Below are 12,875 nucleotides of genomic sequence, written 5' to 3' on the forward strand. Positions count from 1 at the left end.
TATGCGGTGCCCCTCCTCCGCTACGGTCGAGGGCATGCGGCTTCATGTGGGATGCGCGATGTGGACGCACGCGAAGTGGCCGGGGCGGTTCCTGCCGCCCCACCTGCCGGCGGGGGAGCGGCTGGGCGCGTACGCGACCTGGTGCAACGCGGTGGAGGGCAACACGACCTTCTACGCCACCCCGTCGCGCGACACCGTGGAGTCGTGGGCGCGGCAGACGCCGCCGGACTTCCGGTTCGTGGTGAAGTTTCCCAAACCGGTCACGCACGAGCGGCGGCTGGTGGACGCCGACGAGCCGGTGCGGGCGTTCCTGGAGGCGATGGAGCCGATCGCGTCGCGGACGCACGCGCTCTGGGTGCAGGTGCCCGGCTCGTTCGGGCCCGGCGACCTGGGGGCGCTGGCGGCGTTCCTGCGCCGGGTGCCGTGCTCCTACCGGTGCGCCGTCGAGGTGCGGCACCCGGCGTTCTTCGCCGACGCCCGCGCCGAGCGGTCCCTGGAGCGGGTGCTGGACGCGGCCGGGGCCGAGTGGGTGCCGTTCGACACGACGGCGCTGTTCGCCGCGCCGCCGACCAGCGACGCCGAGCGCGACGCGTGGACCAAGAAGCCCCGCCTGCCGCGCAGGACGCGCGCGCTGACCGGGCATCCGATCGTCCGCTACCTCGGCCGCGACGCCACCGAGCGCACGGTGGAGGGCTGGCGGCCGTGGCTGGACACCGTCACGGCGTGGCTGCGCGAGGGCCGCTCGCCGACGGTGTTCGTGCACACCCCCGACAACGCCGACGCCCTGGAGCTCGCCCGGCGCTTCCACGACGAGGTACGCGCCCGCCTGCCCGAGCTGGAGCCGCTGCCCGAGCCGATGCCGCTGCCCGCCGAGGACGAGCCCCTGACCCTCTTCTGAGCCGGGCGCCCGGCTCGGACACGCGGCGGGCGGGCGTGATCGGGCCGCGGCCCATGATCGCGTAACCTATCCAGGCATGACGGCCGACTCGCTGGCGCGACGGGTGACGGACCTGCTGGCGCCCCAGGTGCTGGTGATCCTCATGCCGCCGCTCGTCGGCCTCATCGCGCAGGGCTGGAGCGGGGCCGCGTGGGGCCTGGTGGCCTCGGCGCTGTGCGGCGGCGTCCCGGCGGCGGTGATCGCGGCCGGGGTGCGGTCGGGACGGCTCGACTCCCACCACATCGTCGATCGGGCGCGGCGGGCCGGGCCGCTCATGGCGGCCGCGGCGGCGGTGCTCGTGGCGCTGCTGCTGCTCATCCTGCTGGGCGCGCCGCTGCTGCTCGTGGCCACCGTGACCGCGATGCTGGTCGCGCTGGCGGTGACCGTGCCGATCACGCTGCGGTGGAAGATCTCCTTCCACGCCGCCGTGTCGGCGGGGACGGTCGTCGTGCTGGCGTACGTGCTGCCCTCCGCGCCGACGCTGCTCGCCGGGGCGGCGGTGGTGGCGCTGATCTGCTGGGCGCGGGTGCGGCTGACCCACCACACGTGGCCGCAGGTGGCGGCGGGCACGGCGGTCGGCGCGCTGACGACCTGGGCCACCCTGACCGCCTTCGGGCTGTGACCGCCTTCGGACCGCCGGAATAGGCGGGCTCGCGGCGGGGTTGCCGCGTTCATGGATACCGCAGCTCGCGGCCGGGTGCGCGTCGAGCGCACGGCCAAGCGTGTCAGGGCCTACCTGGGCGGGCGGGCGGTGGCCGACACCACCGCCGCCCTCCTCGTGTGGGAGGTCCCGTACTATCCGACCTACTACTTCCCGCTCGCCGACGTCGACGAGTCGGCGCTGAAGGCGACCGGCGCCACGAAGCACTCGCCGTCGCGCGGCGAGGGCCTCGTGCACACCGTGACGAGCGGCGCCGCCGAGGCGCCCGACGCGGCGCTGACCTACCCGGACTCGCCGCTGGAGGAGATCCGCGGGCACGTCAGGTTCGAGTGGGACGCGATGGACGCCTGGTTCGAGGAGGACGAGGAGGTCTACGTCCACCCGCGCGACCCGTACACACGGGTGGACATCCTGCCCACCTCCCGGCACGTGCGGGTGGAGGTGGACGGCGTGACCGTGGCCGACTCGCGCGGCGCCCGCGTCCTCTTCGAGACCGGGCTGCCCGCCCGCTACTACCTGCCGAAGACGGACGTCCGGCTCGACCTGCTGGAGCACACCGACACGGTGACCCACTGCCCCTACAAGGGGACGGCCGAATACTGGTCCGTCAACGGACAGGAGGACCTGGCCTGGTCCTATCGGACGCCGCTGCCGGAGAGCGAGCGGATCGCCGGGCTGATCGCGTTCTACAACGAGAAGCTCGACATCTACGTGGACGGCGAGCTCCAGGAGCGGCCGAGGACGAAGTTCTCCTAAGCGGCCGGCCGCCACTCGGGGTCGCGGCCGAGGTAGCGCAGCAGCGCGGCCACGTCGTCGTCGCCCTGCTCGGGGGCCAGGGCGGCGGCGTACGCGCCCCACGCGCGCAGCGGCTCGACGATCTCGCGGGCCACCCGCATGAGCGGCCGGGCCAGACCGGGCGTGAGCGGGGAGGGCGCGCCGGCCGCCACCGCGATGTCCCAGGCGTGCACGGCGGCGTCGAGCGCGCACGCGGCCATGCCGGACCAGGCCGTCATCCGGTGCGGCGGGACCGGGGTGGGAACCTCGGCGGCGTCGTGGTCGACGGCCGCCCAGGCGGCGGCCGAGCGGGTCAGCGCCGCCTCCATGAACGCCGCCGGGTCCTGCTCCGGCTTGCCGGAGGGGGAGAACGGGTCGAAGTCCGGGCCGGGCTCGCCGGTGAGCGCGGCGGCGAACCCGAGCTGGTCGCCGGCCGCGTGCTGCAGGACGGCGGTGACGTTCCAGTCCGCGCAGGGCGTGGGAAGGTCCCAGCCGCCGGCGGGCACGGCGGCGACCGCCGTGCGCAGCGCCTCGTGTGCCTCGTCCAGAACGTCCCAACCGCTGGTGATGCCGCTCATGTGTGAGCCCCCTTTCGTGGTGACTCCACTCTATCAGAACGGAATGCTTTGTTCCACTGATGGCTCACCCTCGCGATCAGTCCGTACGGCCCGTCAAAAGCCGGGTGAGGACGCGGACGCCGAACTCCAGCCCCTCCACTGGCACCCGCTCGTCCTTGCCGTGGAACATGCCGAAGTAGTCCAGGTCGGGCCGGAGCATGAGCGGCGCGAAACCGTAGCCCTTGATGCCGATCCTGGCGAACGACTTGGCGTCCGTCCCGCCCGCCATCACGTACGGCACCGGCCGCGCGAGCGGGTCCTCCGCCGTCAGCGCCCCGGCCAGCTCGTCGAAGAACGCCGACGGGTACGGCGCGTCCGGCGCGTCCTCCAGGTTGACGAACTCGCGGGTGACCTTCGCCCCGAGCAGCTCGTCGATCGTCTCCAGGAACTCCTCGCGCAGCCCCGGCAGGTAACGCCCGTCCACGTGCGCCTCCGCCGTCGAGGGGACGACGTTCACCTTGTAACCGGCGTCCAGCATGGTCGGGTTGGCCGAGTTGCGGATCTGGCTCTTGAACAGGCTGCCGAGCGGGCCGAGCCGGGCGGCCTCCTCGTCCAGCCGGTCCAGGTCCACGGGCCGGCCGGTGACCTCCCCGAGCTCCTTCAGCAGCGCCGCCACCGACGGCGTCAGCCGTACCGGCCAGCGGTGCGAGGCGACGCGGGACAGGGCGTGCACCAGCGTGGCGACCGGGTTGTCCACGGGCGGGCGCGAGCCGTGCCCGGCCACGCCGTGCGCGGTCAGCTTCATCCAGGCGGTGCCGCGCTCGCCCACCGCGATCGGGTACACCCGGTGCCCGCCGGAGGCCACGCTGAACCCGCCGGACTCGCTGATTGCCTCGCTCACCCCGTCGAACAGCTCGCGGTGCTCGGTGACCGCGTGCCGCGAGCCGTGGTCGCCGGTCGCCTCCTCGTCGGCGAGGAACGCGAGCACCAGGTCCCGCCGGGGCCGTTCGCCGCGCGCCGCCATGCCGAGCACGGCCGCGAGGGTCATCGCGCACGAGCCCTTCATGTCGACCGCGCCGCGTCCGTACACGCAGCCGTCCACGATCTCGCCCGAGAACGGGTGCATCCGCCACTCGGCCGGGTCGGCCGGCACCACGTCCAGGTGGCCGTGGACGAGGAGCGCGTCCGGCGAGTCGCCGGCGATCCTCGCGACGACCGTGGTCCGCTTCGGCGCCGCCTCGAACACGACCGGCTCCAGGCCGGCGTCGGCCAGCAGGGTGGCGGTGTACTCGGCCGCGGGGCGTTCCCCCGATCCCGGATTGGTGGTGTCGAACCTGATCAGATCCGAGCAGATCTCGGCGACGCTCTTCATACTCGTCCCTTCAGGGTCAGCGGCGGCACCTCGGGCGTCTCCATGCCGAAGATCAGCCCGTAGAAGGCCAGCTCGGCCTCCAGGGTCGCGACGATGGTCTCCTCCCTGCGCCAGCCGTGCTGCTCGCCGGGGAAGGTCAGCAGGGCCCACTCCTTGCCGTGCCGGTCCAGCTCGGCGGTGAAGCGCTCGGCCTGGCTCACGTCCACGATGGCGTCCTCCAGGCCGTGCAGCATCAGGCACGGGCCCGAGGCGCGGGCGGCGTTGAGCAGCGGGGAGCGCTCGGTGTAGCGCTGCCGGGTCTCCGGCAGCGGGCCCACCAGGCCGTCCAGGTAGCGGGACTCGAAGTCGTGCGTCTCGGCCGCCCAGCTCTCCGGGTCGGTGATCGCGTAGTGGGCGACACCGCCCGCGAACACGTCGCTGTGCACCAGCGCGGCGACCGTCGTCCAGCCCCCCGCGCTGCCGCCGCGGATCGCCAGCCTGGCGGCGTCGGCGCGGCCCAGCTCGACCAGGCCGCGCGCCACCACCGCGCAGTCCTGCACGTCCACCACGCCCCACTGGTGGCGCAGCCGCTCCCGGTAGGCGCGGCCGTAGCCGGTCGAGCCGCCGTAGTTGACGACGGCGACGCCGATGCCGCGGCTGGTGAAGTAGGCGATCTCCAGGTCGAGCACGATCGGCATGTGTCCGGTGGGGCCGCCGTGCACGAAGATCACGTACGGGGCCGGCCCCGCGGGCGCCCCTGACGGCGGGTAGAGGTGCGCGTGCACGCCCTCGACCGTCACCGCCTCCGGGGCGGGCAGCAGCGCCCGGTCCGGCAGCGGCTTGGGCGCCGAGACGACCTCGGGCGCGCCGCCGTCCAGGTCGAGCAGCACGACCTCCAACGGCGTGTAGGGCGTCGCCGACACCCCGGCCACCTGCCCGTCCGCCACCGACACGGTCGAGGCCCAGTACGTCGCCTCCCCGCCGATCTCGCGCAGCCCGCCGCTCCCCGGGTCGAGCACGCCGAGCCTGCGGTGGTCGGCCGTGCCGTACAGGGCCGCCAGCCGCCCGTCCGCCGCGACGGCGAAGAACGACATGCCCGGCTTCCACGTGGCCGCGCCGAACTCCGACTCCATCGGCGTGAGGTTGACCGAGGGGGTGCCGTCGAGGGGCACGAGGTGGATGTTCCACCAGCCGGTGGGGTCGGTCACCGCGTACAGGCTCGCCCCGTCGCGCCACTCCGCCTGGGCGACCGACTCGCTCGGGCCGCCCGCCACCACGCGGTGCGGGCCCGCCGTGCCGTCCGCGCCGAGCGGGGCCACGCACAGCTCGGTGCCGTCCCAGGGCATGTTCGGATGGTCCCAGCCGATCCAGCAGACGTGCCGGCCGTCCGGCGACAGGCGGGGGTTCATGAGGAAGTGCTGGGCCGTCGCGACCACCCGGACCTCGCCGCCCGCCAGCGGCACCGCCACCAGGTCGCGGACGTCGTCCACCTCGCGCACCGCCCACACCTCGTCGCGGCCCGGCGGCAGGTACAGGTCGGCGTACCTGGCGGGGCCCTCCGGGGTGAGCGGGACCGGCTCGGCCCCGCCGTCGCGGCGGTAGAGGCGCTGGTCGGCCCAGTTCGTGAAGACCAGGCCGCCGCCGGGCAGCGGGCGCCAGGAGCGGCCGCCGTACTCGACCACCCGGTTGCGGGCGTTCCAGCCGGGCGGCAGCGCGTCCGTACGCGTGCCGTCCGGCAGCCTGCGCACCACGCACCGGCGGCCGCCCTCGTGGGGACGCGGCTCGTCCCACCACACCTCGACGCCGGCGGGCGTGGCCACCGCCTCCACCCACTGGGGGCCGCCGTCGGTACGGGCCACGTCGATCGGTCGAATACTCATGAACTCACCAATTGCCATCACTACTGTAGGGAAGGGACTGCTCGGGCGGATGCAGCACGTACGCGATGCCGCCGCTGCCCGAGCCACGCAGCCACACGTTCTCGAACGCGGCCCGCGGATACACCCGCCGCACCTCGCCGTCGGGCACGGCCGGGTCGTTCACGATCACGTCGCCGGCCGCGGTGAAGCCGGTGACGACGTGGATGTGGCCGTTCGTGGAGTAGCCGGAGCCGGGCAGCTCGTGCGCCTTGAACGACTGCGACGTGATCACCGGGATGCCGGCCCTGACGAACAGCTCCAGCTCCGCCGCCGAGCGCAGCCGCGTTACGAACCCGGCCAGCCCGTAACGGCCCGCGTAGGCCACGTTGAACGGCCAGTTCCCGGTGCCCTGGTAGCTCTCGTCGTAGGCGCCCATGGCCGCGTGGTCCACGGCCGGGGCCGGGTCGTCGGCGCCCACCCAGGCGAGCTCGTCCGGGCCGGGGCCGCGTCCCCAATAGCCGAGCACCATGGCCACCGACGCCGGGCCGCACCAGTTCGCGCCGCCGCCGTCGAAGCGCGGGTGGTGGCCGGCGTGCGCGTGCTGCCAGTGCCGGGGGACCGCCAGCTCCACCGGCTCGGCGGCGAGCGGCGCGCTCGGCGTGACCGGCCGGCGCGGCACGGCCGAGGCCATCACGCCCAGCCCGGTCACCCGCGCGGGCCCGTGCCGGACGATCCGCACCTGGTAGGCGGTCACCGGCCGGCGCGCCACGAACGTGTCCACCGCCACGTCGCCGTCCTCGTCGCCCTGGCCGGGGACCGACGTGCGGGGGGCGCCCTGCTCGGACCAGCGGCCCATCACGTACCACTTGGTGAGCGCCCCCGACGGGACCCTGGCCCGGAGCGCGATCTCGATCCAGGCGCCCGGCGGGGTGCGCGCGGTCCACGAGGGGACGAGCTGGGTGGCGGGGAAGCCGATCTCGCGTTCCTCGCCGGTCCACACCTCGCCCGCAGGCTCGCCCGTTGCCGGGGGCACGGCGAAGCGGGCGAAGGAGACGCGGGCGAGATCGACGGTGAGCACCAGGCACATTGTGGTTTCGTCCCCGGATGCCGCACATCGGATGGTTTACGTACCGGCCTGGGCGGGGGCGTTCCCCGGCGGCATCCCGGCGGCATCCCGGCGGCTTCCCGGCGGCGGAATTGTGTCGGTGTTGATCTCTAATGTGCGGGCCATGACTCAAGCCGTACAGGCCTACTCCTACGCGGGCCACTCCACCCTCACCGACGGCAGGCTCGGCCTCTCGACCTCCGGCGGCACCGCGCTGTCCGGCCCGCAGGCGCACCCCCGCTTCTTCAGCGGCCTGCTCACCCACGCCGCCCCGGCCGCCGCCGGGCTGCTGGCCGTCGCCGACGTCGCGCTCACCCGCTACCACCAGCCCCGCCCCGGCTGGACCCGCGACCCGGTGGTGACCTGCGACGGCGACCGGCTCAGGTTCGAGTCGTTCTCCGCCTGCGGCGGCGTCTACGCCCGCCTCGACGTGCTGGAGCTCGACGGCGACGTCCTCGACCGGGGCACCACCAACGTCGACGTCAACGGCCCGCTGCGCGAATCCCTCGCCAGGGTCGGCGGGCGCGACCCGCTCCACCTCGGCGTCGGGCCCGACGAGCTGACCGTCACCACCCTCGACGGCGCCGTCGTGGAGAAGAAGGTGCCGCTGCCCGAGCGGTGGCTGCGCGGCTTCGCCGAGGTCCAGGTGATCGCCGCCGGGTTCGACCTGCGGGCCGAGCTGGCGGGGCCGCAGGCGGTCCGCTTCCTGCGCTCCCTGCCGCGCGGCGCCCGCTCGACCGTCTGGGCCGTCCCGTCCGGGCGCGACCTGCGCCTGTCCTCCGGGCCCGCGCGCGGCGGCGTCTGCCTGTCCGGCACCGGGCGCGTCGCCACCCTCCTGCCGCTGCTGCGCTTCGCCAAGAAACTCCGCGTTTACGGGCCCGCCGACGGCTCCTCCACCGCCGGCGCCTGGGAGCTGGAGCTGCCCGGCATGCGCTACACGCTCGCCGTCTCGCCCGAGCCGTGGCGCGGCTTCTCCGGCGAGGGCGCCGTCCTGTCCGACCTCGCCACCGACGAGGCCGCCGGCGACGCCGACCTGGTCGGCATGCTGCTCAACTTCGAGCCGACGGTCGAACTCGGCCTGCTCGCCGACCGCTCCGGCCTGCCGGTCGAACGCGTCCGCGCCGCACTCACCCAGCTCGGCGTCGCCGGGCGCGTCGGCTACGACCTGCACGAGGCCGCCCACTTCCATCGCGAGCTGCCGTACGACCGCGACCAGGTCGCCCAGCTCAACCCCCGCCTCACCGCCGCCCGCCGGCTGGTCGCCTCCGGCGCGGTGCGCCTCATGGGCGACGACGCGGCCGAGGTCACCACCGACGGCGGCGTGCGCCGGGTGCGCATCGAGTCGGGCGAGTGCACCTGCACCTGGTGGTGGGACCACCGGGGGTCGCGCGGCCCCTGCAAGCACGTCCTCGCCGCCCGCATCGCCGCCCGCCCCGCCACCCCGCCCACCACCCTGCCCGAGCCGACCCCGTCCGAGGCCACCCCATGACCCCCACCCACTCCCCACCCACCCGGCCCCCGGCCCCCTCTTCCCCTGGGGACCTTGTCCGGGTGGGTGGGGAGGCGGATGGGCCTGAGCGAGCTCCCGGGCTCCCCGCTCCTCCTCCTGGGAACGTCGCTCGGGCGGGTGGGGCTCCTGCTCCGAGCCCCGCCCTCGGGCATCCCACTCCGGGCACTTCTCTCTCCGGGGACCTTGCCCGGGCGGAGGGGCCTGATGAGGCTCCTGCCCCGAGTCCCGTCACCCCGGCCCCCTCTTTTCCTGGGGACCTTGCCCGGAAAGGGGCGTGGGCGGGGGCGGTGGTGGCGATCGACAGTGGGGATCCGGGGCTTGTCGCCGACCACGTCCTGAGCCTGGACGCGGCAGGACGTAAGGCGGTGGCCTCCGTGCTGCCGGCGCATCTCCCCGTCGTACGGGGCAGCGCCGCACCCGGTGACGAGACCTGGATCGACCCCATGCGCGTCGCCGGCGCGGGCACCATCTCCGGCGCCGCCGCCACCGTCGCCTGGCTCAACCGCCGCGACTTCCAGTACCGCCGCCACGAGGCCCCCGACGCCACCCCCATCCTGGTACGCGTCCTGTCGGCCCGCCCGCCCGCCTGGCAGGCCGACTTCGCCACCCGCGCCGCACTCAAGCTCCCCGGACGCATCCGGGGCGCCCACCTTCGCTCCGGCGACGCGGGCGCCCTCGCGCTGGCCATGCTGCGCCACACCGGCGTCACCCCGCCCGAGCACGACCCCCTCGTGGTCGAGTGGGCCGCGCGGCCGCCCACCGCCGACGGGCTGAGCCGCGACCCGCTGCTCGGCCACCTGCTGCCCCGGCTGTTCGAGGCGGAGGGCGTCGGCAGGGCGCTGCGCGACGAAAGCGGTGACCGTTCCGGCGCCTGGCTCGACGCGCTCACGACACTGGCCGGTGCGGGGGCCATCGACCGTGAGCTGCTGCTCGACGGCTGCGTACGCCGGTTCCTGCGCGGCGGCCCCGTGGTCGGCCTGCGCTTCTTCGCCCGCCTGCACGAGCGATTGGAGCCCACGTACGACGAGGTGCGCGAGCGCGCCCCCGCCTACCTGCGCCTGCTTCCCGCCGCGCCGGGCTCGGTCGCCGACCTGGCGCTGCGCCACCTGCGACGGCTCGCCGAGCTGGGGCCGGAGGACGTGGGGGAGGCGGTGCGGGCGCTGCTGCCCCGCCCGGAACGCCGGCTGGTGACGGCCGGGCTCGCCTGGCTCGACGAGTACGCGCGCGAGCGGCACGCCGGGCTGGACGCGTTCGCGCCCGCGCTGGCGGACGCCTTCCGCTGCCCGTCGGCCGACGTGCAAGGGCGTGCGGTGCGGCTCACGGTCACGCACGCCGGGCAGTTCGGGCCCGAGGGCGTCGCTACCGTACGGGCCGGAGCCAGGGTGCTGCCCCGGGACCTCGCGGAGACCCTGGCGGCGGCGTTCGGCGGCGAGGCGCACGCGGGGGTGCGGCGCGAGCACGACGGTTTCGTCCCCGTCCCGCTGCCCGCCCCCCGGCCCCTCGCGCCACTGCCGCCCGCGCCCCGAACCGCCGCCGACCTCGCGGAGCTCCCTCATCGGGACGACTGGCAGGCCATGGAACGGTGGCTGGCGGCCGTCGTACGGCTCCACGGCGAGGACCCCGGCGGCCTCGCAACAGCCCTGGCCGGACGCACCACCCGGAGGGCGGGAACCGGCGGCCCTCGCCACGAGATCGAGGCGTACTCGGAGGCGATCGCCGCCCTCATAGCGGAGGGGCCGGCCGACCGGCCTGCGGCCCCGCCCGTGGATCGGCTTGCGGCCCGGCTTGCGGGCGAGTCCGTGGAACGCCTTACGGGCGGGCCTGCTGATTGGCCTGCGGACGAGCCCGTGGACCAGCTCGTGGACCGGCCGGAAGACCCCTCGCAGGGGCTTTCCGGGGAATCCCTGGACGGGGGCGTGAGCTCACTCGCCGGGAGATCCCGTCTGCCCGCGCCTCACCTGTTCCTGCTGCGCCGCTGGACCGAGGTGCGCGACGGGCTGCGTGAGGGGAGGCTGCCGCCGTTCCTGCTGGCCGAGCCCACCGAGCCGACCGGCCACCTCGATCCCGCCGAGCTGGTCGCCCGGTTGGAGTCGTACGAGCGCGCGGGCGTTCAGGCCATGCCCGCCGACCTGCAGCAGGCGCTGCTCCGGTTGCCCCGTGCCGTATCGCCCGAGGTGGTGGCCAGGGCCCGCGTGCTCACCTCAGCGGCAGGACGCGCGGCGGCCCACTGGATGGACAGCGCCCGCCCCGAGCCGTTGACCACGATCGACTGGCCGGACGAGGGGTCGGGCGCTCTCGTGCCGCGCGTCCAAGCCGCCGTCACCGGGCTGCCGCTGATCGACCTGCTGTTCACAGCCCCCGGGCCCCACCCGGGCGAGGAGCACGGCGGCTGCCTGTCGTGGTGGCCGTACGTCATGCCGTCGGACCGGGAGGTGGTCGCACAGCACTACCTGCCCCACCTGCGCGCTCGCGAGCGCGTCGGGCCGGGTGAGGCGCTGGCGCTCGCGGCGGCCGACGGGCCGCCGGGGGAGGGCGTCGCGCTCGTGCTGGCCCACGTCGCCGCGGACCGGGTACGGGACGGCGCGCCGGAGCGGCGGGCCGGGCCGGTGGTGGAGCTTGCGGCGCGGGGCGAGCTGGACGGGGCCGGGCTCGGGCGGCAGCTCGGCCGGCTGCTGCGCCACGGCTGGTGCAAGCCGGGCCCGGCGCTGGAGACGCTGGAGGCCGCGGCGGCGCTGGGCGCGCACCGGCAGGTGTGGGAGGTCGTGACCGGGTTGCTGGAGACGTTCCTGCCGGGGCCGGACGAGCGGCCGGCCGCGCGGCACGCGCAGGTGCTCACGTTCGCCCTGCGCGCGGCGCGGTGGGCCGGGGCGCGCGGGGCGGTGCCGCGCGTCGCGGAGGCCGCCGCGCGCCGGGCGTCGAACAACTTCGTACGCGAGGCGCGGCGGCTCCACACCCATCTGACGTGAGCCGGTGTGCCGGAGCTCAGAGGTAGAGGCCGGTGGACTCGTCGCCCTGGGCGGGGGTGAACTCGCGGCCGGCGCGCAGCGCGTACAGCTCCGCCAGGGTCGCCCCCGACGGGCCCACGCCGTCGGACCTGCCGAGCCAGGCGACGGCCTCGTCCCTGCTCAGCGGCCCGACCTCCAGCTGGGTCAGGCACCGGCCCGGACGGACGACGGCCGGGTGGAGCCGGGCGAGGTCCTCGTTGGTGGTGATGGCCACCAGCACGTCCCGGCCCTGGCCGAGCAGGCCGTCGGTCAGGTTGAGCAGCCGCGACAGGCCCTGACCCGCCTGCGCCTTCGCGCCCGAGCTGATCAGCTCGTCGCAGTCCTCCAGGACGAGCAGCCGCCAGCGCTGCGCGTCCTCGTCGGTGTCATAGCCGACCGCCACCTCCATGAGGTAGCCGGGCTCGTTGAACAGGCGCTCCGGGTCGAGCACGCAGTCGACCTGGCACCACTCGCGCCACTGCTTGGCGAGCGTGCGCAGCAGCGTGGTCTTGCCGGTGCCGGGCTGGCCGTGCAGCAGGATGAGCCGGCCGTTGACGTCGGCCGGGGTGATCGACATCAGCCGGTCGAGGGCGGGACGCACCTTGCCGGAGTAGTTCTGGCTGATCTCCGGCCAGGGCTGGGCGGTGATCGGCTTCTCCGAACGCGTGCCCCCGTGCGTGCCCCGCCACCAAAAGCCCATGTCGACGTGGTCGGCCTCGGGCACGGCCTCCTCGGCGCCTTCGATGCTCTCGCGCAGCACCGACTTGGCCAGCTCCTCGTCGATCGCCGTGACGCTGACCGTGGCCGTGCGGTTGCGGTGGCGCACCACGCGCAGCGTCCAGCCGTCGCCGCAGATGAGCCGCGACTCCGTGCCGTCCTCGACCCGCGCCGTACGCAGCACCCGGCCGCCCTTGGGGGCGAGCGGCGCATCGGAACGCACGCGCTCCAGGTTCGCCAGCCGCGACCACGGCTGGGCGCCCGTCGCGAACGGCGACAGCGCCAGGGCGTCGATCACGTCGATGGCGGAGTCGGCGTCGTCGATCCAGATGTTCATCGGAAGCTCCGAAGACTCCGGGCTGGGGAACGGCACCTCCTTAATCACAGACATAGCGTCCATGATCTAGTCAGCCGGGCTCA

The 12,875-nt window shown here is 74.9% G+C and carries 10 protein-coding genes; 5 read left to right on the forward strand and 5 right to left on the reverse strand.

The window, feature by feature from the left end:
* Positions 1 to 34 precede the first annotated feature (34 nt).
* From ABD292_RS05560 to ABD292_RS05570, 3 genes are all read left to right on the forward strand, one after another.
* Complete coding sequence (locus ABD292_RS05560; RefSeq protein WP_344205730.1) at positions 35 to 898, forward strand: DUF72 domain-containing protein; 864 nt, start codon at positions 35 to 37, stop codon at positions 896 to 898.
* Between the two features lie 76 nt (positions 899 to 974).
* Positions 975 to 1,559 carry a hypothetical protein gene (locus tag ABD292_RS05565; protein WP_344205732.1) on the forward strand — a complete coding sequence of 195 codons (585 nt, stop codon included), beginning with the start codon at positions 975 to 977 and terminating at the stop codon, positions 1,557 to 1,559.
* 51 nt (positions 1,560 to 1,610) lie between these two features.
* Positions 1,611 to 2,354, forward strand: a complete 744-nt coding sequence (locus ABD292_RS05570; protein WP_344205734.1) for a DUF427 domain-containing protein — start codon at positions 1,611 to 1,613, stop codon at positions 2,352 to 2,354.
* Here the strand turns inward: ABD292_RS05570 and ABD292_RS05575 are convergent.
* The 4 genes from ABD292_RS05575 to ABD292_RS05590 form a co-directional block, all read right to left on the reverse strand.
* Positions 2,351 to 2,950: a TIGR03086 family metal-binding protein gene (locus tag ABD292_RS05575; protein ID WP_344205736.1), complete on the reverse strand. Its 600-nt coding sequence runs from the start codon at positions 2,948 to 2,950 to the stop codon at positions 2,351 to 2,353. The genes ABD292_RS05570 and ABD292_RS05575 overlap by 4 nt on opposite strands.
* A gap of 76 nt (positions 2,951 to 3,026) precedes the next feature.
* Positions 3,027 to 4,301: a M20/M25/M40 family metallo-hydrolase gene (locus ABD292_RS05580; protein WP_344205737.1), complete on the reverse strand. Its 1,275-nt coding sequence runs from the start codon at positions 4,299 to 4,301 to the stop codon at positions 3,027 to 3,029.
* Positions 4,298 to 6,160 (reverse strand): prolyl oligopeptidase family serine peptidase, encoded by a 1,863-nt coding sequence (locus tag ABD292_RS05585; protein WP_344205738.1) that lies wholly within the window; start codon positions 6,158 to 6,160, stop codon positions 4,298 to 4,300. The genes ABD292_RS05580 and ABD292_RS05585 overlap by 4 nt, the downstream gene beginning before the upstream one ends.
* 4 nt (positions 6,161 to 6,164) lie before the next feature.
* Positions 6,165 to 7,226, reverse strand: coding sequence for a C39 family peptidase (locus tag ABD292_RS05590; protein WP_344205739.1), 1,062 nt, complete (start codon positions 7,224 to 7,226; stop codon positions 6,165 to 6,167).
* Between the two features lie 142 nt (positions 7,227 to 7,368).
* On the opposite strand from ABD292_RS05590, the gene ABD292_RS05595 reads away from it, so the two are divergent.
* Together ABD292_RS05595 and ABD292_RS05600 are read left to right on the forward strand one after the other, a co-directional pair.
* Complete coding sequence (locus ABD292_RS05595) at positions 7,369 to 8,733, forward strand: SWIM zinc finger family protein (protein WP_344205740.1); 1,365 nt, start codon at positions 7,369 to 7,371, stop codon at positions 8,731 to 8,733.
* Positions 8,734 to 9,044: 311 nt separating this feature from the next.
* Positions 9,045 to 11,720, forward strand: a complete 2,676-nt coding sequence (locus tag ABD292_RS05600; protein ID WP_344205742.1) for a DUF6493 family protein — start codon at positions 9,045 to 9,047, stop codon at positions 11,718 to 11,720.
* Positions 11,721 to 11,736: 16 nt separating this feature from the next.
* On the opposite strand, the gene ABD292_RS05605 is transcribed toward ABD292_RS05600, so the two are convergent.
* A complete protein-coding gene (locus ABD292_RS05605; protein WP_091075230.1) occupies positions 11,737 to 12,846 on the reverse strand; it encodes a DUF5925 domain-containing protein in 1,110 nt (369 codons plus the stop codon).
* Positions 12,847 to 12,875 lie beyond the last annotated feature (29 nt).

The sequence above is a fragment of the Nonomuraea bangladeshensis genome (assembly GCF_039529455.1).
GTDB lineage: Bacteria > Actinomycetota > Actinomycetes > Streptosporangiales > Streptosporangiaceae > Nonomuraea > Nonomuraea bangladeshensis.